This window comes from Arthrobacter gandavensis (assembly GCF_015355785.1).
Lineage (GTDB): Bacteria > Actinomycetota > Actinomycetes > Actinomycetales > Micrococcaceae > Arthrobacter_B > Arthrobacter_B gandavensis_A.
This window is the reverse complement of record NZ_JADKYW010000002.1, coordinates 194,681-220,164: the sequence shown is the minus strand read 5'-3', so window position 1 is coordinate 220,164 and position 25,484 is coordinate 194,681. Positions and strand designations below refer to the sequence as shown.

Here is a 25,484-nt window from a genome sequence, read left to right as displayed (position 1 = left end):
GCTTCGTGCAGACCCCTTCCCGGGGCGCAGCCCGGTGCTTAAAGTGGGCGGCATGACGGACATAGAGCTGACAGAACGATCCGAACAGGCGACGGCCGGCGTGCGGGAACAGGTTCCCATGGGCGAGATGGCGGAGTTCTTCGCGCGTGCGTTCCAGCAGACCATCGCCGCCCTCCGAGAGCAGGGAGTGCAGCCCGCGGGGCCTCCGTTTGGCAAATACTATGGCAGGCCCGGTGCCACGGTTGACGTCGAAGCCGGGTTTCCGGTCCTCTCCGAAGTCACACCTGACGGCAACGTGCGGCCGGGGCATCTGCCGGGGGGGCGCATCCTCGAAGCGACCCACACCGGTCCGTTCGACACGATGGAGCGGACCTACGCACAGCTGGACCGCTACGCCGGCGAAAACGGGCTCACCCCGGGTGAAGTGATGTGGGAAAGCTACCTCACTGATCCCGAGCGTGAGCCCGACACCTCAAAGTGGCAGACTCAGGTCTGCTGGCAGGTCAGCGAGTGAGCCGGGGATCCCGGGGAGTGTCCAGCTCCAGGTCCGGCCGGGTCCTTCTGAACGGGGCTGCGAGTGCGGGAAGGATGTCCCCGCGGTGGCGGACAAGGAGGACGGCTGCAATCACCAGCTGGATGATACTGAGCACGTAGCGCCCGGACGTTCCGGTTACGGCGAACTGCAGGGCGAAAATTGCCATCAGCGCGAGGGCGGCGACGCGGTGGAACCGCAGCGTCATGATGACGGCGACCCCCATCACGGTCTGCGAGGCGGTGAGGACGAATTCCTCGACCTGGCGCGCATCCAGCTCCAGGGCGGTTCCGCCGCCGCCCAGCAGGTGTGCCACGGGCAGCGAACCCACCAGCAGCGACCACTGGTTGATCTTCGAGGCGATCAGGGTGCCGATGGCCGCAGCGCCCATGCCGCGCAGGGCGAAGAGGACGGCGATGATGAACTCCGGAGCTTCGGACGCCAGCGGAGCCAGCCACTGCACCAGGAAATAGCTGTCGATCCCCAGCGAGCTGCCCGAGTCCACCAAGGCGGTCGCGAACGGTTCAGCGGCCGCGAGAATGATCGCTGCCGAGCCGGCGAACAGGGTTATTACCGTAATGCGGCGGCGTCTGCGGGCCATGCCGGCAATCAGGGCGGCCATGCCCACGAACTCTTCCTCGGCGTCGTCATCCTGGACCTGCCCGGCGCGCCAGAGGTAGGCGGCGAAAACCAGGATCAGGGCTGTCCCGAACCACAGCGGAATCCGACCCAGGGCAGGAATCGTGAACGCCGCGAGGGCCAGGATGGCGAGGAAGCCGATCTCCAGCCGGCTATTGCGAGGCAGCTGCAGCGCCCTGGGGGCTCGTCCGGCCGGATTGATCCGGCGGGCGGCGAAGAGCGCAACGAGCACGACGAGCGGCCAGCCGAAGCCGAGCAGCAGCCGGTTTGAGCCGGTCATGTTGGCCGCCGCGTACTGTGCGTACTCCGGATCGGACCCTGACCGGAAGGCGTAGTACAGGTCGACGGCGTACTCGGGCAGGACGGCGATCAGCGCCAGCAGGGCGATGGCCAGCGCACCGGAGATGTCCTTTTGTGCTGCCTCCGCGGCCCACGCGAGGATAAAGGCGGCTGCCACGACGGCCGCCCCGAAGACCACTAGGTCCAGGACGGGATGCGGGGCGTAGCCGAGCACGCGGAAAACCATTGCCGGAGCGGCAACGGCGAGGCAGAGAATCAATTTGCGCACCAAAGGGGCGGGCATGGGGAAAGCCTTCCGGTCGTCAGGAGAGGCCGAAAGGAAAGAGGGTTCGGCCCCGTGGGGCCGAAGGTCTCGCTCGCCCGGCGTGCAATGCCGGGTGGTGTGCCGGGCCGTCAGCGTTGACAGCCATTATGTCGACACACCGCATCGTTCTTCTCGGAAGAACCCTGGGAACTACTCCCCTTCGCTGGTTAGATCCTTGCATCGGCAGGCTGCAGCTGCACACAAAAACGTCATAGTTCAGGGCTTCCCGGGGTCACAGTTCCGGAGGCCCCGGACCGCGGGTTTAGGTGCGGCGAAACGCTGACGTGCCGGGATCAGCCGGCGGTGAGGACGGCGTCCGCGGCGATCCGGAGTGTGGTGCCCTCGGCCTCCAGCCTGGCCGCGTCAGCAGGCAGTGCCCGTTCCGTAACCAGCCCGCTGAGCACAGTGGACAGGAACCGGACGGCGGGTTCAATGCTCTCGGCCTGGACGGCGCCTTCCTCCGCGAGGGTGGTCAGCCAGCGGCGGATCCGGTGCAGGCCCAGACGTTCGAGGGCGAGGTAGTTGGCTGCTGCCTCATTTGTCGGTGCCCCCGCCATGTAGGTGTCCTGCAGCGTTCGCCAGTACCTGCGTGCGGCCTCGCCGTGGCCCACCTCGCTGAGCAGCTGCTGGAGACAGGCAACCAGCCGCTCCGCGGGAGGCCGTTCCGCGTCCAGTATCGGATCACCCGGGATGTCCACGTCATACACGAGAGCGACGACTGTTTCCACGAGGTCCTGCTGGGTGGGGAAGAAATGCCGGAGCGAACCGGCGCTGACTCCGGCGCGCGCAGCTACGGCGCGAACGCTCAGCCGAGCCGCCGGATTTTCGCCGAGCATAGTGGCCGCGGCGATGAGGATCTTCTCCCGCGTGCCGCGCCCGGCCCCGGCGCCGTCAGTCTTGTCGTTTCCCACTCCCCAGTTCTATCACGCTGTGTTAGTGTCGGGAGCCATAACTAGTACGCTGTGCTAGACGGTCAAGCGAGGAAGGGAGGGCATGTTGGCTGGACGCTCATCGTGGAGGAACCGGTTGGCGGCACGGCGAATCCGGAAAGGCGGCGGAGAAACGCTTCCGCCGTTCCGCTGGTGGCAGCTGTTCACCCGGACGCTGTACCTGCTCATGCTGCCGGGTGCGGGCGGCGCGTCGGCCCGTTACGCCGTGGACGTCCGGCAGTTGGGTGACCGCAGCGACGGCGTGGTCCGGGCCCGGCTGTACGTCAACGAGCGGCTGGAACTCCTGTCCCGAATGCCGGCGAGTTTTCCGGTTCCGGGCGGCCATATTGAGGTTGCCGCCGGCACCTTCGGCATGCGGCGCTGCCACTACGTCCCGGCCGGCGGCACCCCGGAGCAGCTGCACCCGCACCCGAAGACTGCCGAGGGAAGGCGCGCCCGCCTGCACAGGACACATCCGTTGGTGAGCCGGGCCGTGGGAGCTACCGCCACCGTCCTGGTGCTTCTCGGCGTCATCGTGGCCATACCGCAGCTCCTCGAAACGCTGCTGGCCATCCCTCCGGTGAGGGAGTCCCTTGGCACATTCGAACTGCCCGTGGATGTTCCGCCGGCCGTCAACGTGGCGGTGGGCGTCGCCGCCGTTGCCGGAAGCGCCGAACGCGCCCTGCGGCTCCGCTCGAACTGGCTGGACAACCTCGCGAGCTAGGATCCGCCGGGGGGCTTGGAACGTCCGTCAACAGCGGGTAGTTTTGGCGCATCGTCTGCGAGCAGCCGAAGGATTACGCCATGATCAGACCCCGTGGTGACAACAGATTGCCGGACGAGGTGGTTCCACGGCCTGCCCGGTTGGCGCTGCCCCAAATCTGCCGCAGCGCCGTGGGCACCGTTGGGCTGGCCGTCAGGCGACGGCTCCACAATCCCCGAGCCAACGTGGGCCAGGTGCTGGTGTTCGCCGATGGAACCAGTGCCCGTATCTACCGCGAAACCCGGGTTGGCGACGGCTATGCGAGAGACCCGGTGCTCTTGGCCGTCACGTTCACGCTGAGGGGAGTACGGGGGCCGCTGCACCGGCTGTTCCGCCTCGAGAGCTGGTTAAACTTTCCGCTCTTCGTGGGATTCCCGGGGCTGGCATCGAAACTGTGGCTTGCCCATGACGAACACAACCGCTACAGGGGCATCTACGAGTGGGAGGGCGCGGAACAGGCCGCAGCCTACGTGGATTCCCTTAGCTGGGTGCTTGGACTGGTATGCGTGCCCGGATCCATCCGGATACACATCGTGCCCGGAGTGCACCGCGACGCGGTTCTGCAGCCGGAGAAACGAGACCCCGAATCATGGTGGAAACCGCTGAGCCTGGCTGGCCGGGACCTGGCCTGACGTCTGCTGACATCCTGGTGGTCGGGGCCGGACCGGTCGGATCGGCCCTGGCCTTGCATGCACACCTTGGCGGAGCGCGGGTGCTGCTGCTCGAACGCAGGCGCGAACTGCCTCGCCCCTCGCGCGCCATGCTGTTGTGGCCCCGCACCCTCGCGTCCCTGGCCCGGCTGGGAATACTGGCCGAGCTGGCGGAGCATCCCAGTGCCCGCCTCACCGCCCACCTGCACATCGGAGCGCGGGCAGTGCCGCTGGCTCTGAGCGACTTCCGCGTCGGCAGCTCCGGCCAGCAGCCGCTGATGGTCCGCCAGGCGATGGTGGAAGCAGTCCTGCAGCGCGCCCTTGACCGCAGCGGCGTACCCCGGATGACCGGCACGGAGCTTTCCGGGCTGGAACGGGCCGGCGGCCGGGTGCTGGCCATGGCCCGCCGGACTACCGGTGCCGGCGGGGATCTGCACCTGTCCTGCCGGTACCTGGTGGGCTGCGACGGCGCCGCCAGCACCGTTCGCAACCTCTCCGGCATCCCCTGGCAGGGAAGGACGTATCCGGAAGAGGCAGTCCTGGCAGACGTTGAATGGGCCGCGGACCCGGGCAAGGCACACATCGGTGTGGGACGGCTGGGCATCGGTTTCCTCTTCCCCGGCGGCGAGCACGGTGCCGGCTGGCGGCTGGTGGCCACCAGGACCGCCTCAGCCGGACCGGGGACACCCGGGCAGGACGGCCCGCCGCTGTCCCTGGCTGAGATCCGCTCTGTTCTGCGGGGCGCCAACCTTCCGGACGGCATCGGCAGCGCTGCCTGGTCCACCAGTATCCGGCTCCAGCGGCGGCGGGCCGGGCGCTACCGTGCCGGTCCGGTCTTCCTTGCCGGAGACGCCGCGCATGTGTTCTCACCGGCCGGTGCCCAGGGAATGAACACCGGGCTACAGGACGCGGAGAACCTTGGCTGGAAGCTCGCCGCAGTCTGCAACGGGTCCGCCGGTCCGGACCGGCTGCTGTCCTCCTACAATGCCGAACGCCGGCCGGTGGCCCGCGGGGTGGGCCTGGTGAGCGGCATCCTGCTGCACGGCGAAGGCGACGCTCGGCTGCCCTTCCGTCTGGCCCGCACCCGTGTGCTGCCGCTTATGGCTCCGCTGCTGCCACCCCTGATCCGGGCCCCGGCCCTCATGGCGCCCGCCGCCGCGCTGCTGTCCCAGGATTGGGTCAGCTACCGGGCCAGCCCGCTGAACGGGCCGGGCCGGCTGCGTCCCGGCCGCCTGGCAGCCGGACGCCCGCTGCCGAACCTCCGCACCGTCAGCGGCGGCCGGAGCGTCCGCCTGCCGGAGCTGGTGGAGCGCCGCGGAATCCATGTGTTCCATGGCCCCGGCGTACAGTTCCCGGACCATGGCCCCGCCGGTATCCACGGCCACAGAATGGACCGGTGGCCAGCTAAGCGGATCGTTGCTGTCCGTCCGGACGGCTACATTGGCATCCGCGATGAGTCCGGCAGCGTGGCGGACCTGTGGGAATGGCTGCGGCTGGTCTCGGGAAACCTGGGCGGTGCCCTCTGACCAGAAAGTCTCTTCCTGCGGGTGGGCCTAGGGTTCCTGGGTGCCGGAGCGGATCCCGGTAAACGTTCCGGCGGCGCCGGAGCCGGGGAAGACCGTCTGCTTCATGGCGGTGTCCCCGGAGGCGGCGCCGGACCCCTCATAGTAGGAGGCCAGGTCCGGGACATCCGGGTTATATGGTGCGTACAGCCCCGGGGCGAGGGCCACCACCCGTCCGTCCACGAGCTTGCCGCCCAGCCAGGCGCCCGCACGGTAATCGACGGAGGCGGCCTCCACCACCAGCGGATAACCCGGGAACCTGGCGCCCACAGCCTCCAGCGAGTCGAGGTCCCCCGCGGACGGAACATTTGGAGCAGCAGACTCGTACGGGGCGCAGCGGGACAGCAGCTGGCCGGCGGCCTCGCTCCAGCCGAAGGGATCGAAGGTCACGGCAGCGGCACCAGGACCGCCGGCCACCTGCAGGGCACTCGCACTGCCGGCACTCAACTGTGTCAGCAGGGTCCCGATGTCCTCCGGCGCGGTGTCGGCTGCCGCCAGGATGGTCTGATGCAGCCGGTCCGTACTTTCCGCCGTCGACGGCTGGAAACCAAACGTTCCGTCACTGATCCGCACCAGCCGGATGCTTTGGTACAACGGTCCGCTGCCATCGGCGCCCAGCAGCTTCCCGCAGGCCTGTTCCTCGGTTTCCCGGGCCGCCGGGGCTGCCCGGGCCGCCGTGGCTGCCGGGGCTGCCGTACCGGCAGCAGAGGACGACGGCGGTGCAGCGGCTTCCGGTTGCGCTTCAGCGTTCGCGCACCCGGTCAGGAGCAGCAGTGCAAGGGCAGAGACAAACACGGCTTTTTTCATGGTTCCCCCGAAAAGAGCGGACAGTCGACCCAACCCTAGCGGGCGCCGGGCGAAACGGCACCCGTCTTCTGCCCGACGGCCTGCAGCCCGGCGGGGGCGTTGCGCCTGCGCGAGTCCGGCAGACGTGCAGCCCGCTGTAATCTTCAGGTACATCAAAAACTCCGGGGGGATTTCCATGCCATGTGACGGCTGCAGTACGGCTTCAAAACTCGATTTCGATTTCAGCATGGCTTTCCAGCCGATTTACGACGCCGTCGAACAGCGCGTGTGGGGCTATGAGGCCCTGGTCCGCGGAAAGGGCGGCGAGGGCGCTTTTGAGGTGCTGTCCAAGGTGTCTCCGGATCAGATGTACCGCTTCGACCAGGAGTGCAGGGTCAAGGCGATCGAGCTGGCGGCTCGTCTTTTCCCTGCGGAGGAAGAACTGAAGCTTTCCATCAATTTCCTGCCGCAGGCCGTCTACGAACCGGCCGCCTGCCTGCGTGCCACTCTCAACGCGGCCCGCCGGTTCAGCTTTCCGATGTCTGCGATCATGTTCGAGTTCACCGAAAACGAAGAGGTCCGGGACACCGCGCACCTCACGAACATCATCACCGAATACCGCAGGCACGGATTCACCACCGCCCTGGATGACTTCGGCGCAGGATATGCGGGCCTGGGACTGCTGGCCGATTTTCAGCCGGACCTGATCAAGATCGACATGAAGCTGATCCGCGGAATCGATACCAGCCCCGCCCGCAGGGCAGTCGTGGACGGAATCCGGGCGATCGCCGGGGACCTGGGCATCACCGTGCTGGCCGAAGGAATCGAGACCGAAGATGAATTCAACGTCCTGAAGGAATCCGGCATCCGGCTCTTTCAGGGCTACTGGTTCGCCAAGCCGGCGTTCGAGGAACTTCCGCAGGTCCGCGGGCATGTCCTCCAGGGAACTCGACCCGGTCCGGGAAGAGCAGCGGCGACCAGTAGCTGAGCCCTTCGGCCGGCAACAGCAGCCGGACCACCCATGGCGAGCGGTCCGGCTGCGGGTTTACCAGCCGCCGCGCGTGGGCGTATGTCCTTTCCGGGCGTCGTCGGGCATTGCCATTTCCGCGCGCAGTCCCAGCAGCCGGATCGGCCTGCCGGGTTCGACGGCGCCGGCAAGGTCCAGCGCCCGGGCCAGGACCTCCTTCCGGTCGGAGGTCTCCGGGATCTTGCGTGCATGGGTCTTGGTAAGAAACGGGGCATACCGAACCTTCAGCGTCAGCCCGATCACGGGCCGGCCCTCCGCAGCCACCTCCTCCAGGACCTCGGCTGCCAGCCGGGCAACGGCGTCGCGCACCTGCTCCGGTTCGGTGAGGTTCTGCTGGAAGGTGGTCTCGCGGCTGTGCCCGCGCGCCACCCACGGGGTGTCATCCACCTCCCGGCTTCCCTCGCCGCGTCCGAGCGTGGCGTACCAGGGGCCCATCTTGGGCCCGAACTCCGGAACCAGGGCCTGCGGGTCCGCTGCAGCGAGTTCGGCGACGGTGTGAATGCCCAGCTTCTCCAGCCGGGCTGAGATCCTGTTCCCCACACCCCAGAGCTCCTTGGTGGGTTTGTTGCCCATGACGTCCAGCCAGTTTGTCTCCGTCAGCCGGAAAGTGCCGGCAGGCTTGCCGAAATCGGTGGCGTTCTTGGCCCGGATCAGGGTATCCCCGATGCCTACGCTGCAATGCAGCCGGGTCTCCGCCAGGACCGCTGCCTGAAGGCTCCGTGCGTAGGCCTCCGGGTCCTCGGCCTCGATCCCCACGAACGCCTCGTCCCAGCCCAGGACCTGCACGACGGCGTCCGGCTGGGCCCGCAGGGCAGCCATCACCGTTTCCGAGGCGGCGAGGTAGGCCTCGGCATCCACCGGGAGGAACACGGCGTCGGGCACTTTCCGGGCGGCGACCCGCAGCGGCATCCCGGACCCGACTCCGAAGGCGCGTGCCTCGTAGGAGGCGGTGGAGACCACCGCCCGCTCGGTCGGATCCCCGCGCCCGCCCACGATCAGCGGTTTCCCGGCAAGTTCGGGGCGCCGCAGCACCTCGACCGCTGCGATGAACTGGTCGAGATCCACGTGCAGCACCCAGGGGATTGCGTTCACGGGACCCAGTGTGCCGGAGTTTTCCGCGAAATGTCACCGGCATGGACGGCTGGGGCCGCCGGGAAGCCGAGCGCGGGCGGAGCGGTGCGGAGACTAGCGGGCCAGCGCTTCGCCCGCCCAGGCACTGGAGTAGAACCGGCTGGAGTTTGAAGCCAGGAGCTCGGCGTACATGTCCGGCGCCAGGAACTGGGCCGAGCCCGGCGGGATCTGCCGGGTGAAGGCGGAGACGCCAAGTCCGGCTTCATGGTCCTTCACGGTGAAGCCGGCAGCCTCGAGAATGGTGGGGAACATGCTCAGCTGGTCCACGCCGGGACGCAGGTCCGCATCGGTCCCGCCGGGAACCCAGATCCGGTTGAAGATGGTGCGGTTCGGGTGGTGGTCCAGCTGCTCATGGAAGGCATCTCCGGCGCTCATGTGCTTGAGGTGGTCGCCCATGATGACCACGGCCGTGTCCTCAAGATAGCCCCGGGCTTCCAAGTGGTCCACGAAATCGGCCACCTGGACCATGGAGCAGTGGAACGCGGAGGTAACCTCGTTTTCGGTGTCCACGGTGCAGTAGTCATAAATGTGCACGGGTTCGTGCGTGTCCAGGGTCAGGACTGAGAGGTTGAAAGGCTTACCGGTCTGCTCCGCGCCGGCATGCAGCTCATCCACCTTGTCCTTGGCATTGGCCATCAGCCGTTCGTCGCTGAGGCCCCAGTCGGGACGGAAGTCCGCTTCGGATTCCCCGGCTTCCCGCCAGTCGGCCAGGCCCAGCACTTCGTCATAGCCGTGGCCGGTGAGGAATGTTTCCTTGGCGGCGAACGTGGAGCTGGCCCCGCCCATGAAGACGCTGGTGTACCCGTTGTCCTGCAGCACGTCCCCCAGGCACGTGGTGCCGCCCAGATAGGTGTCCACATCGCCGTCGGCCACGTTCCGGGCGTCCTTGCCGGAGCTGCTGCTGCCGCCTCCGCCCAGGCCGCTGCCCTTGAGCGGGATGCCGCACTGGGTTGAAACCAGTCCGGCCATGGTCCAGCCGCCGCCGTCGTACTGCTGGAAATCCTCGATGCTCTGCCATCCCTTGTCCGCGCTGGTGGCCTCCTTCAGCGGAACGAACGCGTCCTTTTCGAACAGTTCGTCGTCCGCGAGGGTCTGCTCGCCGGACTCCAGGTAGATCATCACCAGGTTGCGCTTTTCGGCGCCCGCGGTGACGGAGGGCGTGGTGTAGTAGTCGCCGACGTCGTACTGGGACATGGCTGCCTTGATGTACTGCGGAAGGCTGACGGTGGTGGCGAACGCGGTGGTGCCGCCGACCACGATGGCCGAGACGACGAAGGTGGCAAGGACGCGCATCGCCCAGTGCGGGCGCGGAGTGCGGAGATGCCCTCCGGAGACGCGGCGGCGGCGCCGGCGGTGCTGGTGCCACAGCACTGCCGCCAGGGTAAGCAGAACGGGCACGACGCCGATCCAGAGGATGGCGGTCCAGACGATTGAGCCGCCGCCGCCGTCGGGTTCCACGGACATCATGTTTAGGAGCATCTGGCCTACGGAGATGCGGCCCCAGTTGTAGTGGATGACCCCGGCAGCGCCGAGCATTGTCAGACCGGCCCAGAGCAGGACGTACACCAGTACCTGGCCCGCGATGGCCACGCCGCGGCGGGCAGCGGAAGAAAACCGTCCGGCCACGGAAGCACCTCACATTCCAGGATTGTGGTTTTGCGCAAACTCTTGACAATGACCCGTTCTCGAGTCCATGGCATTTTAGTGCGCTTTCGCCTCTCGTTCAACCGGTGCTCATGCCGTGTTGACCTGTTGTTTACCTGTTGTTTGCCTGGTGCTTGCCTGTTGCGTGCCGGGCCGGGCTGCGCTGCGGGGGAAAAGCGGTCTGGTGGAAGTGGCCGGCGGGGAATAGATCGGTGCCTGTACTCCTTGGAATCGTCTATGAAAGCAATCGTCTACTCCGAGTCCGGAGCGTCCGCTGTCCTCTCCCTCGCCGAGCGTGAGGTTGCCGATCCAGGTCCCGGTGAAGTGCGGGTCCGTGTCACCGTGTCCGGCGTGAACCCCACGGACTGGAAGGCCCGCATGGGCGGTGTCCCGTTCGATGAGGTGGTGCCCAACCAGGACGGGGCCGGCGTTGTCGATGCCGTCGGCGAAGGAGTCTCCGGCCTGGCGGTGGGGGACCGGGTGTGGATCTACCTCGCGGCGCACGGGCGGCCCACCGGCACCGCGCAGGAATACACCGTCCTGCCCGCTGACCGTGCGGTGCCGCTGCCTGAAGGCATCGGGTTCGATGTCGCCGCCAGCCTGGGTGTTCCGGCCATGACCGCGCACCGCGCCCTGACGGTCCACGAATTCGGTCCCGCCCGCCTGGCACCGGGAGCGCTGGAAGGCCGCACCGTGCTGGTGCAGGGCGGCGCCGGAGCAGTGGGCCACGCCACGATCCAGCTCGCCGCCTGGGCAGGAGCCACCGTGATCGCCACGGTGAGCAGCGAAGCCAAGGCCGAGCTCGCCCGCGCGGCCGGTGCGCACCACATCGTCCGCTACCCGGACCCCGCCGAAGCCGACAAGATCCGCGAGATCGCCCCGGACGGCGTCGACCACATTGTTGAGGTGTCCCCGGCGCAGAACGCAGCGCTGGACGTCGAGGTGATCGCCAACCACGGCAGCATCGCCTATTACGCGAACAACAACGGCGAAGAGTTCACCGCGCCCATCGTTGCCAGCTTCGCGAAGAACGTCCGCTGGCAGGGCGTCCTTGTCTATACCGAAGGCGAGGCCGCGCACCAGGCCGCCGTGAAGGACATTACGGAAGCACTGCGCGACGGCGTCCTGCCCGTAGGGGAGGCCGCCGGGCTGCCGCTGACCTGGTTCCCGCTGGAGGAAACGGCTGCTGCGCATGACGCCGTCGAAAGCGGTGTGACCGGCAAGGTCCTGATCCGTGTGGCGGACGAGGACTAGCACCGGTTAAAGGGCGGTGCCGGTGCGTGGGATCCGTCCCGCGCACCGGCACCGCACTCTTTTGGACAGAGTAATCAGAGGCCTTCGCCGGAGGGCGAGACCAGGATCTTCACCGCTGTTTCGTTGCGGTTGATGAGGGTATCGAAACCTTCGTCCACCAGCCCCTCCAAGCCGATCTTGCCGGTGATGAACGGTGAGAGGTCGATCTTGCCGGACTCCACCAGTTCAATCGTGGCGGGGTGGGAATTCACATAGGCGATGGTGCCGCGCATGTCGATTTCCTTCATCACCAGCTTGTGGATGTCGAAGTCCGAGCGTTTGCCCCAGATGGATACGACCACCAGCACCCCGGTGGGCCGAAGGGCATCCATCAGCGTGTCCAGCACCGCCTGGACACTGGTGCATTCAAACGCGACGTCCGCGCCCTTGCCATCCGTTATCTTCCGTACTTCCTCGGCCACGTCTACCTGGGACGGGTCCAGGGCGTAGTCGGCGACGCCGGCTTCCAGGGCCTTCTCGCGGCGCAGCGGGCTGAGCTCGGAGATGGCCACGGTGATGCCCTGGGCCTTAAGGACAGCGGCCGTCAGCAGGCCAATCGGGCCCGCCCCGCCAACCAACGCGACGTCTCCTGCTTTCGCGCCGGACCGCTCGACGGCGTGATACCCGACTGACAGCGGTTCAATCAGGGCAGCCTGGTCCAGCGGAACCGAGCTGTCGATGGGGTGCACCCAGCGTCGGCGGACCACCACCTTTTCCCCCAGTCCGCCGCCGCGGCCGGCGAGGCCAATGAAGTTCATGTCGGGGGAGAGATGATAGTCCCGGCTTTCCGGGCCGGTGTCGACGTCGTCCCGGATGATGTAGGGCTCAACGACCACATGCTGGCCGACTTCCAGATCATCCACCCCCTCGCCTACGGCGTACACCACGCCGGAAAACTCGTGGCCCAGCGTGACCGGCAGTCCTTCACCGGAAATGGGGTGGGTCTGCCCTTGGGCGGGGGCGAAAATGGGTCCCTCGAGGTACTCATGAAGGTCCGTACCGCAGATGCCGCACCAGGCGACGTCGATCCCCACGGTTCCCGGCAGAACCTCCGGCTCCGGCAGCTCGTCTATGCGGATGTCGCCGCGGTCATAGTAACGGGCAGCTTTCATGGCAGCTCCTTTTTCTATTGGACTTCTGGGAAAAGCGCATTGAGTTGCGCTCCTCACTTCCCACGTTAGGCCTCTGGCGCGCTGCGCGCACAGCGGAGGGGAGGGCCCGGGGTGGCGTAGGGCAGCCCCAATGTGTCCAGGTGCGCCGGGCAGCAGCAGAGCACCCACCGGCACAAGTACAAGGGGAACCGGTCTGTGCGTCTTCGGCCTGGACCAGTGGAGCCGAGTACGTCGCCAAGAGACTGCCCTGAGGAACCAGGGAGGCTGAACATCCCCTGGCCGATTCCTCTGCGAGGGGTGTCCGGGTTGCAGGATTGAGGCATCACCTCCACCGCGCCCGGCCCCGCGGGAAACGCGCACGAAGCTCAGCTCCCTGGTCTGCCCCGCACACAGGGGCTACCGTATTTCCATGGCCAGCAGTACAGCCCAGAACCAGCGGCTGCGGGATCTGGTGGTGCTCCGCCGGGTGCGGGACCGGATCGACAGGGAGTACGCCCAGCCGCTGAACGTTGATGTACTCGCCCGCGACGCGCACATGTCCTCCGGCCACCTGAGCCGGGAGTTTAAGCGGGCCTTCGGGGAAGCGCCCTACTCCTACCTGATGACCCGGCGGATAGAGCGGGCCATGGCGCTGCTGCGCCGCGGCGACCTCTCTGTAACCGAGGTGTGCTTCGCCGTCGGCTGTTCCTCGCTTGGCACCTTCAGCACCCGCTTCACTGAGCTGGTCGGCATCCCGCCGAGCACGTACCGGCGCGAACACGCAGACGAGACGAACGGCATCCCGTCCTGCGTCGCGAAGAACGTCTCCAAACCGGTCAGGAGTTAGAGGTTCCGGGGTTTGGTGCGGTCTTTGGGGCCTGTAGTTCACCTTGGGATACTTGTTCACCTTTGATCCGGGCACCGCCGCGGAATCCCTTGGCGGTTGCGCCCTGGCCGAAGTAGAACCCGACGACTGCGATGAGCAGCGTGGAAAAGATGGTCATCCACTGCGCAACAAATTCCGTGCTGCCCTCATGCGGATTCGACAGGGTCACACTGTAGGTTGCAGATTGGCCGGGAGAAGCCGGCTCGGCCTCAATTGCCAGCACCCGGTCATCGGGAAGCGCAGCCAGGGCCTCCTGCGTGAGGCCGGTACTGACCACCCCGGAGGTTTCTCCCGCCCGCAGCTCGTTGAATACGTGTATGGCGCTTACGGCAAACACCACAAGGATCATCAGCGCCAGAACGGCGCTGATGCTGCCATGAGGGAGGCTCAGTGCTCCCCGCGGATTGTCATCCGGACTGGCGTCTATGGTCCTGGCCGCAAAGGCAAACGCGATGAGCGCGGCGAAGATGACGAGGATGACCATCAGGATTGCCAAGGTCAGCAGCAGAACGCCGGGGTGGCCTTCAGCGTCGCCCGCCATCTGGGCCAAGACGGGAGCCACGAGGAAGATTATGACCAGCAGGATGGCGGCCGCTCCGATGACCAGAAACCAGCCAAGCCCCGTTCTCCACAGGGTTTTCCGGGCATCTCCCGCTTGGGTTTCCCCGCTTTCCTGGTCGCTCACGAGGGTCTCCTCCTGGCAGTGTCACTGAGGGAACTTCAAGTCACAGTTTGGCGCGCAGGCTGCTGCTTTCAAACCCCTCACCGGCATTCCTTCTGGAGTAAACCGGTCAGGATTCAAGAAGCGCAGCCGGCCGCCCGGTAACTAGCGTTGCCCGCATGAACCTGAACATATTCAACAGTTTCCTGCCCCAGACGGACCCCGATGAGTCCCTCGCGTTCTACCGTGATGCCCTCGGCTTCGAGGTGCGCAACGACGTCGGCTACGAGGGAATGCGGTGGATCACGGTGGGCCCGGCGGACCAGCCGGACGTCTCCGTGGTGCTGTATCCGCCGTCGGCCGATCCCTCCGTCACGGAGGAAGAGACGCGGATGATTGCCGAAATGATGGCCAAGGGGACGTTCGCCACCCTGGTGCTCTCCTCTCCGGATGTAGACGCGGCGTTCGACGCCGTGCAGTCGGCCGGCGCGGAGGTTATCCAGGAGCCGACCGACCAGCCGTACGGCATCCGCGACTGCGCCTTCCGAGACCCGGCCGGCAACCAGATCCGCATCAACGGCGTGTAGCTACCAGGGAACGCCGGACTCGTCGGAGTACGTCCCGGTGGGGCCGTCCACGTCCAGCGTGGCCAGCGCACCACCATCCGGGCGGCCTCCTCCACCGCGCGGCCGCCCGTCGCTCCCAGCCCTCGTGCCCCGTGGTGCTGATGGGGCCACCTCCGGACACGGGTGTCACGGCGGCTGGGAATCCATGCGCTGGTTCCTGAGCGCGGTCCGCGTAGGCTGGAAGGGTGCGCAAAGAAACCCTGTGGGAAGCAAAGAAACGGCAGAACCCGGACCACTCAGCCTGGTACATCCAGCGCTTCGAGCAGATGCGGGAAGACGGAGCAGACCTGGCCGGTGAAGCCCGGCTGGTGGACGCGATGCTTCCGCGCGGAGCCCGGATCCTCGACGCCGGATGCGGCCCGGGACGCGTGGGCGGTGAGCTCGCCCGGCGCGGGCACAGCGTCGTCGGCGTCGACGTCGACCCGGAACTGATAGCGGCCGCGCAGAAGGACTTTCCGGACCTTCCCTGGTTCACCATGGACCTGACCGAACTGGACCTGCCTGCCGTAGGCATCACTGAGCCGTTCGACCTGATCGTCAGCGCCGGCAACGTCATGGCCTTCATGGCTCCGGGGACAGCGCCGGATGCCCTGGAACGGATGAAGCAGCATCTGGCCCCGAACGGGCGGATCGTCGTCGGCTTCGGTGCCGGCCGCGGCTACGACTTCGGCACCTTTTTTGAGGATGCTTCCTCGGTGGGCCTGACCGTGCAGCAGAAGTTCTCCACCTGGGACCTGCGCCCGTTCGACGTCGAATCGGACTTCCTGGTAGCTGTCCTGGGCAGCCGCTAACTTCCGTCTGAGCCCGGCCGCCGACCTCGAAGCCTGTCCAGTCATCCTGTGGGGCGATAACGCTCTTCTGGGCCTGGCGCGCACATCCTGTGGGGAGATAATGCTGCTTTCAGCCCGGCAAAGGGACGGTATCTCCCCACAGGATTCGGGGAACCCTGTCTAAGGGACGTTATCTCCCCACAGGATGTTTCAGTCCCGTGGGGGCGCGGCGGGGGCCGCAGCGGTGGGCATGGGTGCCGAAGCCGGTGGTGCCGAAGCCGGCGCAGCCGCAGTAGCCGCAGCAGCCGGAGCCGCCGGCGGGATAACAGCACCCGTCACCGGATCGGCTGCCGGTTTGGCCGGAACCTCGTCCTCCTTCAGCTGCCGGACCTCGGACTTGAAGATCCGCAGCGACTGGCCGACGCTGCGGGCCAGGCCGGGAAGCTTGGGAGCGCCGAAGAGAAGAATCGCAATGACGACGATGATGACAATGTGCCAGCCTTCAAGCCTCATGAGCAGGTGCCTTTCGTAGTGGTGGTCAGCGGGAAATCGAGTGAGGCGCCGTGCAGGGCCCGGGTCAGGGCGCGGTCCCGGTCCAGCAGGCTTTGGGTGCCCGCAAAAGAGTCCGGGCAGTTCAATTCGAACCCGTGGTAGGCGCCGGGATAGACGTGCAGTTCCGTGGGAACTCCGGCCTGCATCAGCTTCGCCGCGAACGCAATGTCCTCGTCACGGAAGAGATCCAGTTCCGCAGTTTGGAGCAGCACCGGCGGCAGCCCCGCAACATCCCCGGCCAGTGCGGGCGCCGCGTACGGCGACACCGCAGAAGCGCCGCCCAGATAGCAGCCCCATGCGAACTCGCTGTGCGCCCGGTTCCAGGTGGGAATACTGCTGAATTCGCAGGCGGAGGCGGAGCTGTGGCTGGGATCCAGCATCGGGTACATGAGGTACAGGAACGCCAGGGGCAGCCGGTCCTGGTCCCGGTTCAGCAGCGCCAGCCCGGCGGCCAGCCCGCCGCCCGCACTGGAACCGCCGACGGCGATGCGCCCGGGGTCCACGTCCAGCTCCCCGGCGGCGGCGAACAGCCAGCGCAGCCCGGCCAGCGCATCCTCCAGCGGACCCGGGAACGGATGTTCCGGAGCCAGCCGGTAATCCACCGCCACGACTACAGCCCCGGCGCGCGCGCCCAGCGCCGCACAGTACGCGGAGTCCAGCTCCACGCTGCCGGCAATCATCCCGCCGCCGTGCAGCCAGTAAACGGCCGGGTGCGGGCCGGGGGCGGTAGGCGTAAAGACGCGGAGCGCCACGCCGTCGGCAGCGTAGTCCCGGACCCGCACACCGGGATTGGCGACGGCGGTGGCCGGCGCCTCCGCGTGCGCCCGGAAACCTGCCAGTTCGGCCAGTGACACCGGCGGCGGATGCTCCTCTGAAAACGCGAGCCCGGGCAGCAGCTCCGGATCTACCCGCTCCCGGAAGGACCGCACGGCCCGGGAAGCCTTCACGGCCCGGGAAACCTTCACGGGGCCAGCGCGGCCGCGAACCAGCCGGTGATGGTCGCCGGATGCGTAATCGCAGTGCCCACGACGACGGCGAAGGCTCCGGCGTCCAGCGCGGCCCGGCCCTGCGCGGGGGTGTGGATGCGGCCCTCGGCGATCAACGGCAGGCCAAGGTCAAGGGCGGCAATCTCCGCCAGGAGTTCAAGGTCCGGACCGTCGGTTTTGGGCCGTTCACCGGTGTAGCCGGCAAGCGTGGTGCCGAGAAGGTCCGCTCCGGCTTCGGCGGCAGCAGCGGCGTCGGCTGCTGATCCGCAGTCGGCCATGACCAGCGCATTGGATCCCTCATGAACACCGGTGATGGTCTGGGCCAGGGACAGTCCGTCCGGACGTTCGCGGCGGGTGCCGTCCAGAGCCACGATGTGCGCGCCGGCCCCGGCGCAGGACAGGGCGTGGTGCAGCGTTGGCGTGATGAAAACGCCGTCGTGCCCGTCTTTCCAGAGTCCGATGACGGGAACCTCGACGGCGGAACGCACCCGGGCGATGTCGCTGAGGCCCTGTACCCGGACGGCAGCAGCACCGCCGATGACGGCGGACTGGGCCACCTGTGCGGTGGTCTGCGGATCCCTCATCGGCTCGCCGGGGTAGGCCTGGCAGGAGACGATCAGGGAGGAATGGAGGGTTTCGAGATTAAGCATGGGAGCCTTCAGTAGCGGGAATCAGCGTCAGGGCACGGCGGGCGGCACCTCGGATGGCCGCCGTCGCGCCAAGCCGGGCAGGCACGATCAGCAGGTCCGCCAGCGGCGGAAGCAGTTCGGCCCGGGCCTGGGCTTCCATCGTGTCCCACCAGAGCGGACCGGCGAAGGCCAGGCCGCCGCCCACCACCACGATGTGCGGATCAAGGACGTTGGCCAGCCCGCCGATCGCCGAGCCGGCTGCTGCGGCACCGCGGTGCAGTGCCTTCGCGGCCACCGGGTCGCCGTCGGCCGCCAGCGCATAGACGCCGCGGGTATCCGCAGCTGTGCTGCCGCCCAGCCGGGTGTAGAGCGCGAAGATGCCCGGCCCGGACGCGACGGCCTCCACGTGCCCTCCGCCGCCGCAGCTGCAGGGCAGCGGCTGCCCGGACTCGACGGCGAACGGTGAGGCGAGGTGCCCGGTATGCCCGGCGGCAAAGGATGCGCCTTCCAGCGGCTGTCCGTCCAGCACGTAGCTGCCGCCAACGCCGGTGCCCATGCCCAGGAACAGGACACTCGGAACACCGGCACCGGCGCCGAGCCAGCTTTCGCCCAGGGCATGCGCGTGGACGTCGTTCAGTGCCGTGCAGCGCAGCCCGGTGCGGGCCGAGAGTTCAGCGGCCAGCCTGGTTCCGGCCCAGCCGCGGATCGAGTCCGTGGCTGACAGCACGACGCCGCGGGCTGAGTCGATCACGCCGGCCGAGCCGATGCCCAGGGCGTCCACCTGCAGGCCCCGGCTTTCGGCCTCGGTTAGCAGCGAAGCGGCCAGCCCAGCAGCGGCGCGCAGGACTCCGTCCGCACCGGCCTGCGCCGGAGTCGGGACGGCGGCGGTAAACACGACGTTCCCGCCGGCGTCGACAATCCCGCCCGCCGTCTTGGTGCCGCCCAGATCGATGCCGAGAACATGCCGCATGGGAATCAGAGCAGTCCGCTGCGTTCGAGGATGCCGCGGATGGCGGCGGTCTCGGCGTCGTTCAGGGCCGCCATCGGTGCGGACATCACGTTGGTGTCGATGACGCCGAGCAGCATCAGCGCGGTCTTGAATGCGCCCAGGCCGGCCGCGCCGGGGGAGACCCGGCCGGGGGTGGGTGTGTAGACGATGTCGAAGAGACCGGCGAGCCGGTCCTGGACGCGGGCAGCTTCGGCGAAGTCACCGGCCTTGGCGGCGGAGTACAGCGCGGCGTAGCCGGCCGGATCGACGTTGCCCAGGCCCGGCACCACACCGGCGGCGCCGCCCAGCAGCGCGCCGTCCACCACAACCTCGTGCCCGGTGAACACGGCGAAGTCCGGCAGGCCGCGGGTGGCCAGCAGCAGCTGGCGGAAGGACACGTCGTCGCCGGAGGAGTCCTTCACGCCGGCCAGCACGCCGTCCTGGGCCAGCTGGACCAGCAGCGGCAGCGGAAGCTTGAAGTGGGTGCGGACCGGCACGTCGTAGGCAAACAGCGGAACGTCCAGCGCGGCGTGCAGGGACCGGAAGTGGGTGTCCGTCTCGGCGATGTCGGAGATGGCGTAGAACTGCGACGTCGCCACGATGGCATCCGCGCCCAGGCCCACCAGGCGGCGGGCCTCCTCGACGGTGCGTGCAGTGGTCTGTTCGCAGGCACCAGCGATGATGGGCACCGCTCCGGCATTGACACCGGCGACCGTGCGGATCACCGTGTCCCGCTCGGAGTTGGTCAGGTAGGGGACCTCACCGGAGGAACCGAGGATGAAGAGCCCGGTGACACCGCCGTCGAGCAGGTATTTGGTGAGCTTCTCCAGCGACGCCGTGTCAACGGCACCGTCCGCCGTGCGGGGCGTGACGACGGGCGGGATGACGCCGTGGAAGCTGGGCTTTGATGCGTGTGACAAGTGGTTCTCCAGTGCTTGGTTCTAGTTCTAGATGTGCAAAAGGCTGGGAGCCGCGCCGAGCAGGCTCTTGGTGTAGTCGTTGGCCGGCCGGTCAAAGACCTCGGCGGCCGGGCCTTCCTCGACGATGCGTCCGTAGTACATGACGCAGATGCGGTCGGAGACGTAGCGGACGGTCTGGATGTCATGGGAGATGAAAACCATGCCCAGGTTGAGTTCCCGTTTCAGGTCTGAGAGCAGGTTGAGCACCTGCGCCCGGACTGAAACATCCAGGGCCGACGTCGGTTCATCGGCCACGATCACGGACGGGTCCAGGGCCAGGGCCCGGGCAATCGCGACGCGCTGCCGCTGCCCGCCGGACACCTGGTGCGGCGTGACCTCCGCGGCGGACTGCGGCAGCCCGACCAGGCTGAGCAGCTCCTTCACCCGGGCCGCTCGGGAGGCCTGGGTGCCGATCCCGTGGACCTGCAGCGGATCGGTGAGGATGTCCTGGATGGTCATGCGCGGGTTCAGCGCGGTGGCCGGGTCCTGGAAGACGACGCCGACGGCGCGGCCGAAGGTTTTCTTCGAGGAGGAGGCCCGTGTGCTGACCTTCCGCCCGGAGAAGAGCACCTCACCGGCGGTGGGCTCCTGCAGTCCCACCAGCACGGAGGCCAGCGTTGACTTGCCGCAGCCGGACTCGCCGACGATCCCCACGGTTTCGCCGCGGCGGACGGTGAAGTCAACGCCGTCCACGGCCTTGACGATGTTGGGCCGGAACAAGGAACCGGTGCGGGCCCGGTGGTGGACCTTGATGCCCTTCAGTTCCAGGACGGGCGTGGTGCTGGTTTCCGTGCTCATGCTTCCTGCCTTGTGCTTGCGCCGGTTTCAACGAGGTCTGCGCCCGTCTCATGGCTGGCCCAGTAGTGCGTGCTGTCCCCAACCTGGACGAACTCGAGGACCTGGCTGGGATCGGCGTCGGGCCGCAGGGACCGCTCGGCGAACCGGTCTCCGGAGGCGAAGTCCCGGGGAGAGGGGACGGTGCCCTGGATCTGGTGCAGCCGGTCCGCGCCGGCCTCGATGGAAAGCACCGCGCCGAGCAGTCCGCGGGTGTATTCGTGCCGGGGATCCTGCAGCAGGTCCGAAACGTCGCCGGATTCAACCACCTGCCCGGCGTACATCACCGTGACCCGGTGTGCCAGCGACGCCACCAGGGCCAGGTCGTGGCTGACGAACACCATGGCGAAGCCGAGCTGTTCGCGCAGCTCGTTCAGCAGGTCCACCACCTGTTTCTGCACGGTCACGTCCAGCGCCGTGGTCGGTTCGTCCGCCACCACAATCTTCGGTGAGCGGGAGAGCGCCATGGCAATCAGCACGCGCTGGCGCTGGCCGCCGGAGAGCTCGTGGGGGTAGCTCTTGAGGGTGCGGTCCGGGTCCAGCTTCACCAGTTCCAGGAGCTCGCGCGGACTCTTGCGGCCGCCGCGGCGGGTCAGCTGGGCCATCTGGTCCTTGATCAGCATGGACGGGTTCAGCGAGCTGAGCGCGTCCTGGTAGACCATGGCGATCTGCTCGCCGCGCAGGCCCTTGTAGAGCCGGTCGCGTTCCTTTGGATCATTGGTCAGCAGTTCCCTGCCGTTGAACCGGATGGACCCGGTGAGCTGCGCGGTGCGCGGGAGCAGTCCCATGATGGCCAGGGAGGTGATGGACTTGCCGCAGCCCGATTCGCCCACCAGGCCCATGGTTTCGCCCTCGCGGACGGTGAAGCTCACCCGGTCCACGATGGCCGTGTCCCCGTAGCGTTCCGGGAAGCGGATGGACAGGTCCTTCACTTCCAGGATCACCGGGGCGTCGGCAGCGACGGCCGGCAGGCGGTCGGTACGGGCAGCCTCGACGGCGGCAAGCCGGTCCAGCTCCACCGCGAGGGCCTCGAGCGAGCCGGGTTTGTGGACGTTCGCGCCCGCGGAGGGGGCCTCGGCGGTCTCCGGAGCGGCGCCGTCGTGCTCGGTCAGCGACGTGCCTGCAGCGTCCAGGGCGGACGGCTGCGCGGCGGTGGCCACGGCACCGACGGCGGCGGGGGCCTGCCGGCGCGGCTTGCTGCTGCGCGGGTTGACCATGGCATCCGTGAGCCCTTCGGCCAGGATGTTCAGGGCCAGCACGGTCAGCAGGATGGTGATGCCGCCGAAGGTGGTGGGCCACCAGGCGCCGCTGAAGACCACGTTGCGCCCGTCCGCCATCACGTTGCCCCAGGAAGCAGCGGGCTGCTGCACGCCGGCGCCCAGGAAGGAGAGCGATGCCTCAAGGATGATCGCGTCGGCAACCATGACGGTGGCGAAGACCAGCACCGGGGCGGCGCAGTTCCGGGCAATGTGCTTGAGCAGGATGTAGGTGCGGCCGGCGCCGATCACGCGTTCGGCGCGGACGTAGTCCTCGCCGTACTGGGCCAGCACGTTCGCGCGGACCACGCGGGCCAGCTGCGGCGTATAGACAATGGCGATCGCGAGGATGAGCACCGGGACGGTGGAACCGAACAGGTTCAGCGAGTGGTCCCGCAGCGCGAACAGCAGCGCAGCGGCCAGGGCGATGCCCGGGAAGGCCATCAGGATGTCCAGGATGCGCATGACCGTCTCGCTGACGGCCTTGCGGGAGGTGGCGGCAATGGCGCCGAGGACGGAACCGAGGATCAGCGCCAGGGCGACGGCGCCGAGGCCGATCGAGATGGAAACGCGGGCGCCGTAGAGCATGCGGGAGAACACGTCATAGCTGGACCCGTCCGTGCCGAAGAGGTGTTCGCCGCCGGGCGGGAGCACGGGGGCGCTGGATTCGTTCTCTCCGAACGGTGCGAAGAAGGGGCCGAAAATGGCCACCAGGACAATGAACGCCAGGAAGCCCAGCGCGAGTTTGGAGCTGAGGTTCAGCGCAGTGAAGCGGGCTCCGGTGTTGCTGAGCCGTTCGGCCAGGGAGTTGCGCATGGTTACACCGTCCGGATTCGGGGGTTGATGGCCAGGTAGAGCAGGTCAACAACGATGTTGACGAGGACAAAGGCGACGGCGATGGTGAGGACCGCGCCCTGTACGAGGTTGGTGTCCGACGTCGTCAGGCCCACCACAATGAGGTCTCCCATGCCGTTAAGGCTGAAGATTTTTTCGATGACGACGGCGCCGCCGAGCAGGTAGCCCACGCGCAGCCCCAGCACGGTGACGGGCGTGACGAGGGCGTTGCGCAGCACGTTCCGGGCGACCACGGTGCGGTAGGGGACGCCGTTGCCGATGGCGGTGCGGACATAGTCACGGTCCAGTTCCTCCACCATGGAGGTGCGCACCACACGGATCAGCGACGCGGAGACCGGAATGCCCAGCGCCAGTGCCGGCAGCGTCATGGAGTAGAGCCAGCCGACGAAGCCGTACTGGTCTGCCCAGGCCAGGCCGCCGGTGGGGAAGAGGGATCCTTCCCGAAGGGCGAACCACTGGATCAGCAGGATTGCGAGCCAGAAGGATGGGGTGGCGATCGCGGCGATGGAGAAGATGCGGATGGCCTGGTCCGGCCAGCGGTCGCGGTACAGGGCCGCGGTGATGCCGAGCGTCAGGGCCAGCACCACGGCGAGCAGGATGCCCAGGAAGGTCAGCTGCAGTGTCACCGGGAACGCGGTGGCGATCTTGGTGGCCACGGATTCCTCGGGCGGGTTGGTCACGCCGAAGTCCAGCCGGAGAACACCGCCGAGGTAGCGGAAGAACTGGACCAGCAGGGAATCATTCAGGCCGCGTTCCTCGCGCCAGGCATCCTTGGCGTCCTCGGTGGCGTTTTCGCCCAGGACGGCAGTGGCACGGTCAGCCGGGATGACGGACAGAACAACAAAGACCATCACCGTGACGCCCAGGAGCATGATCGGCAGGACGGCAAGCCTGCGCCCTAGCAGGCGGATAAACATTGTCACTCAAGCACTCCAATGCGGGGTATAAAGCGGGCGGGGCGCCCGGGAGGCGCCCCGCCAAGGATGTGCTGTTTCCAGCGGTTACTTGCGGCCGACGCCGACGAAGGAGACGCCGGTGGTGGGCAGCGGCGCGAAGCCGTCCAGGGCATTGGCATCCCATGCGGTGGGCAGCTTGCGGTGGAACAGCGGGTAGAGCGGGACCTCTTCGGAGACGATGTCCACCACGTCGGAGTGGATGGCCTTGGCCTTGTCCTCATCCAGCTTTACGGCCTCGTCCAGCTTTGCCTGGACGTCTGCGTACTCCGGTGTGGTGTTCCACCCGGCGCGGTTTTCCATCCAGGTGGCTCCGCGGTAGAACCAGCTGAGCAGGATGTCGCCGTCGTTGCCGAACACCGAGGGATCGCCCGGCGCGCAGAGGACGTCGAAGTTCTTGCCGCCCACCTTTTCCGGAGCGTAGACGGCTGCGGACTGGAGGATCTCCAGCGTGGTGGTGACGCCGATTGCGTCCCAGTACTCCTTGATCAGCGGGACCACGCGGGTAACCCAGCCGGTGTCGGTGGAGGTCAGGGTGATGGTGATGTTCTCCATCCCGGCTTCCTTCAGCAGCGACTTGGCCTTCCCGGCGTCGTAGCCGTAGACGGCTGCGGCTTCGCTGTAGGAGGGGTGGCCCTTCTGGAAGTAGGAGGTGGCCGCGGTGGCGTTGCCCAGCAGCGCCTTGGTGATCACGGCGTCGGTGTCGATTGCGTAGTGCAGCGCCTGGCGGACGCGCTTGTCGGTGAACTTGGCGCAGTTGAACATCAGGAAGAGCAGGCCGAAGGACTGGACGGATTCAACCTCAACCTTGGTGGCCAGCTGGTCTACGTCAAGGTAGGGCACGTCCTCGATGGCCTGGGCCCGGGAAGGCACCGCGGCAACGCGGGCGGCCGGGTCGGCCAGCAGCAGCCAGGTCATGTCTGCAACCCGTGCCGGGTACTTGCCGTTGTAGTCATCGAACTTCTTGAAGACGATGCGGTCTTCCTTCACGGCGGAGACCAGGCTGTACGGGCCGGAACCCACCGGCTTGAGGTCGAAGCCCGCAGGGTCAGCGGTGACCACGGACTTCGGCACGATCTTGATGACGGAGATGCGCGGGCTGAAGCCGGGGAAAGGGTATTTGAGCTTGAACTCCACGGTTGACTCGTCTTTGGCGCTGACGGAGTCGATGAAGGGGATGAAGCCGGCGAACAGGGACTTGTTGGCCGGATCCAGCACACGCTCGAAGGAGAACACGACGTCTTCGGTGGTGACCGGATTCCCGTTGTGGAACTTCGCGCCGTCGCGGAGCTTCACTTCCCAGGTGGTGTCATTGATCTTCGAGGGCTCCGCTGCAGCAAGCGCGAGGTACGGTTCGCGGGTAGCGGGGTGGAGCTCGGTCAGGCCCTCGAAGATGTGCAGGTTTGCCGCCTGCGGCGTTGCGCCCGTTGAAATCATTGGGTCGAAGCCGGTGGAGAGCTGGTAGGAGATACCTGCCTCGATGGAGCCGGTGCCCTCGGCTGCGGCAGCGCTGCCGGCCGGGGCGGGGCTGCCGCCGGGACTGCAGGCGGAAATCGAGCCTGCGAAAGCGGCGGCGGCACCCATGACGCCAGCCAGCTTCAGGAAACTGCGGCGGCTTGAATCGTTCAGCAGGCCGCTGGTCTCAAGAGAATTGTTCATCTGTTGCCTCGCCATCCGTGTCACTTATCGGACGTAGGATGTCCGATGCTTGTTCCCAGAACTGTAAGGTTCCTCACATAAGAACGTCAAGCGATCCTGCGGGACTCTTTCGATAACTCTGTCCTAAAGATAGGACATCCTATAACCTGTGGTGCTATCGGCTAAGTTTTATTCAGTAGCCCACCCAGTCGCCGTCCCAGTCGCCGTCCCAGGAGGACC

25 protein-coding genes are annotated in these 25,484 nt (G+C 67.2%); 9 read left to right on the top strand and 16 right to left on the bottom strand.

From position 1 onward, the window contains the following. The first annotated feature begins 52 nt into the window (after positions 1 to 52). Entirely contained in the window at positions 53 to 514 is a 462-nt protein-coding gene (locus ITX31_RS01025) for a GyrI-like domain-containing protein (RefSeq protein WP_194781632.1), read from the top strand. Here the strand turns inward: ITX31_RS01025 and ITX31_RS01020 are convergent. Continuing rightward, positions 504 to 1,754, bottom strand: a complete 1,251-nt coding sequence (locus tag ITX31_RS01020; RefSeq protein WP_194781631.1) for a sodium:proton exchanger — start codon at positions 1,752 to 1,754, stop codon at positions 504 to 506. The genes ITX31_RS01025 and ITX31_RS01020 overlap by 11 nt on opposite strands. A gap of 314 nt (positions 1,755 to 2,068) precedes the next feature. Continuing rightward, complete coding sequence (locus ITX31_RS01015) at positions 2,069 to 2,686, bottom strand: TetR/AcrR family transcriptional regulator (protein ID WP_323745537.1); 618 nt, start codon at positions 2,684 to 2,686, stop codon at positions 2,069 to 2,071. A gap of 115 nt (positions 2,687 to 2,801) precedes the next feature. Here ITX31_RS01015 and ITX31_RS01010 point away from each other — a divergent pair, with 115 nt between their 5' ends. The 3 genes from ITX31_RS01010 (at position 2,802) to ITX31_RS01000 (ending at position 5,643) form a co-directional block, all read left to right on the top strand. Then, the gene (locus ITX31_RS01010; RefSeq protein ID WP_228528863.1) at positions 2,802 to 3,428 is read left to right on the top strand and encodes a hypothetical protein; all 627 of its coding nucleotides are present in this window, start codon (positions 2,802 to 2,804) and stop codon (positions 3,426 to 3,428) included. 80 nt (positions 3,429 to 3,508) lie between these two features. Further along, the gene (locus ITX31_RS01005) at positions 3,509 to 4,099 is read left to right on the top strand and encodes a hypothetical protein (RefSeq protein WP_228528862.1); all 591 of its coding nucleotides are present in this window, start codon (positions 3,509 to 3,511) and stop codon (positions 4,097 to 4,099) included. Beyond that, complete coding sequence (locus ITX31_RS01000) at positions 4,057 to 5,643, top strand: FAD-dependent monooxygenase (RefSeq protein ID WP_194781629.1); 1,587 nt, start codon at positions 4,057 to 4,059, stop codon at positions 5,641 to 5,643. The genes ITX31_RS01005 and ITX31_RS01000 overlap by 43 nt, the downstream gene beginning before the upstream one ends. Before the next feature lie 27 nt (positions 5,644 to 5,670). Here the strand turns inward: ITX31_RS01000 and ITX31_RS00995 are convergent, their stop codons facing one another. Beyond that, a complete protein-coding gene (locus tag ITX31_RS00995; RefSeq protein WP_194781628.1) occupies positions 5,671 to 6,486 on the bottom strand; it encodes a hypothetical protein in 816 nt (271 codons plus the stop codon). Positions 6,487 to 6,712: 226 nt separating this feature from the next. Between ITX31_RS00995 and ITX31_RS00990 the strand changes: the two genes are divergently transcribed. Then, the gene (locus ITX31_RS00990; RefSeq protein WP_267240573.1) at positions 6,713 to 7,453 is read left to right on the top strand and encodes an EAL domain-containing protein; all 741 of its coding nucleotides are present in this window, start codon (positions 6,713 to 6,715) and stop codon (positions 7,451 to 7,453) included. Positions 7,454 to 7,510: 57 nt separating this feature from the next. Here the strand turns inward: ITX31_RS00990 and ITX31_RS00985 are convergent, their stop codons facing one another. Then, positions 7,511 to 8,566: a DNA polymerase IV gene (locus tag ITX31_RS00985; protein ID WP_194781709.1), complete on the bottom strand. Its 1,056-nt coding sequence runs from the start codon at positions 8,564 to 8,566 to the stop codon at positions 7,511 to 7,513. A gap of 111 nt (positions 8,567 to 8,677) precedes the next feature. Beyond that, on the bottom strand, positions 8,678 to 10,249 hold the full coding sequence (locus tag ITX31_RS00980) for an LTA synthase family protein (protein ID WP_323745536.1): 1,572 nt from the start codon (positions 10,247 to 10,249) through the stop codon (positions 8,678 to 8,680). 255 nt (positions 10,250 to 10,504) lie between these two features. On the opposite strand from ITX31_RS00980, the gene ITX31_RS00975 reads away from it, so the two are divergent. Then, the gene (locus ITX31_RS00975) at positions 10,505 to 11,521 is read left to right on the top strand and encodes an NADPH:quinone reductase (RefSeq protein ID WP_194781626.1); all 1,017 of its coding nucleotides are present in this window, start codon (positions 10,505 to 10,507) and stop codon (positions 11,519 to 11,521) included. 74 nt (positions 11,522 to 11,595) lie between these two features. On the opposite strand, the gene ITX31_RS00970 is transcribed toward ITX31_RS00975, so the two are convergent. Beyond that, positions 11,596 to 12,672, bottom strand: a complete 1,077-nt coding sequence (locus tag ITX31_RS00970) for a 2,3-butanediol dehydrogenase (protein ID WP_194781625.1) — start codon at positions 12,670 to 12,672, stop codon at positions 11,596 to 11,598. A 409-nt stretch (positions 12,673 to 13,081) separates the two neighbouring features. On the opposite strand from ITX31_RS00970, the gene ITX31_RS00965 reads away from it, so the two are divergent. Further along, complete coding sequence (locus tag ITX31_RS00965; RefSeq protein WP_194781624.1) at positions 13,082 to 13,498, top strand: helix-turn-helix transcriptional regulator; 417 nt, start codon at positions 13,082 to 13,084, stop codon at positions 13,496 to 13,498. Here the strand turns inward: ITX31_RS00965 and ITX31_RS00960 are convergent. Further along, the gene (locus ITX31_RS00960) at positions 13,488 to 14,222 is read right to left on the bottom strand and encodes a hypothetical protein (protein WP_194781623.1); all 735 of its coding nucleotides are present in this window, start codon (positions 14,220 to 14,222) and stop codon (positions 13,488 to 13,490) included. The two genes, ITX31_RS00965 and ITX31_RS00960, sit on opposite strands and share 11 nt — an antisense overlap. A gap of 155 nt (positions 14,223 to 14,377) precedes the next feature. On the opposite strand from ITX31_RS00960, the gene ITX31_RS00955 reads away from it, so the two are divergent. Together ITX31_RS00955 and ITX31_RS00950 are read left to right on the top strand one after the other, a co-directional pair. Next, positions 14,378 to 14,785, top strand: coding sequence for a VOC family protein (locus ITX31_RS00955; RefSeq protein ID WP_194781622.1), 408 nt, complete (start codon positions 14,378 to 14,380; stop codon positions 14,783 to 14,785). Between the two features lie 224 nt (positions 14,786 to 15,009). After that, a complete protein-coding gene (locus tag ITX31_RS00950) occupies positions 15,010 to 15,615 on the top strand; it encodes a class I SAM-dependent methyltransferase (RefSeq protein ID WP_194781621.1) in 606 nt (201 codons plus the stop codon). Positions 15,616 to 15,804: 189 nt separating this feature from the next. Here the strand turns inward: ITX31_RS00950 and tatA are convergent, their stop codons facing one another. The 9 genes from tatA to ITX31_RS00905 form a co-directional block, all read right to left on the bottom strand. Further along, complete coding sequence (gene tatA / locus ITX31_RS00945; protein WP_194781620.1) at positions 15,805 to 16,107, bottom strand: Sec-independent protein translocase subunit TatA; 303 nt, start codon at positions 16,105 to 16,107, stop codon at positions 15,805 to 15,807. Then, entirely contained in the window at positions 16,104 to 17,093 is a 990-nt protein-coding gene (locus ITX31_RS00940) for an alpha/beta hydrolase (RefSeq protein ID WP_194781619.1), read from the bottom strand. The genes tatA and ITX31_RS00940 overlap by 4 nt, the downstream gene beginning before the upstream one ends. A 14-nt stretch (positions 17,094 to 17,107) precedes the next feature. Then, positions 17,108 to 17,782 (bottom strand): N-acetylmannosamine-6-phosphate 2-epimerase, encoded by a 675-nt coding sequence (locus ITX31_RS00935; protein ID WP_194781618.1) that lies wholly within the window; start codon positions 17,780 to 17,782, stop codon positions 17,108 to 17,110. Beyond that, entirely contained in the window at positions 17,775 to 18,731 is a 957-nt protein-coding gene (locus ITX31_RS00930; RefSeq protein ID WP_194781617.1) for an ROK family protein, read from the bottom strand. The genes ITX31_RS00935 and ITX31_RS00930 overlap by 8 nt, the downstream gene beginning before the upstream one ends. Before the next feature lie 5 nt (positions 18,732 to 18,736). Beyond that, on the bottom strand, positions 18,737 to 19,669 hold the full coding sequence (locus tag ITX31_RS00925) for a dihydrodipicolinate synthase family protein (protein WP_194781616.1): 933 nt from the start codon (positions 19,667 to 19,669) through the stop codon (positions 18,737 to 18,739). Positions 19,670 to 19,696: 27 nt separating this feature from the next. After that, the gene (locus tag ITX31_RS00920; protein ID WP_194781615.1) at positions 19,697 to 20,506 is read right to left on the bottom strand and encodes an ATP-binding cassette domain-containing protein; all 810 of its coding nucleotides are present in this window, start codon (positions 20,504 to 20,506) and stop codon (positions 19,697 to 19,699) included. After that, entirely contained in the window at positions 20,503 to 22,614 is a 2,112-nt protein-coding gene (locus ITX31_RS00915; RefSeq protein WP_194781614.1) for a dipeptide/oligopeptide/nickel ABC transporter permease/ATP-binding protein, read from the bottom strand. Before ITX31_RS00915 ends, ITX31_RS00920 begins: the two co-directional genes overlap by 4 nt. A gap of 2 nt (positions 22,615 to 22,616) precedes the next feature. After that, a complete protein-coding gene (locus ITX31_RS00910) occupies positions 22,617 to 23,576 on the bottom strand; it encodes an ABC transporter permease (RefSeq protein WP_194781613.1) in 960 nt (319 codons plus the stop codon). Between the two features lie 78 nt (positions 23,577 to 23,654). Further along, positions 23,655 to 25,265: an ABC transporter substrate-binding protein gene (locus ITX31_RS00905; RefSeq protein WP_194781612.1), complete on the bottom strand. Its 1,611-nt coding sequence runs from the start codon at positions 25,263 to 25,265 to the stop codon at positions 23,655 to 23,657. Positions 25,266 to 25,484 lie beyond the last annotated feature (219 nt).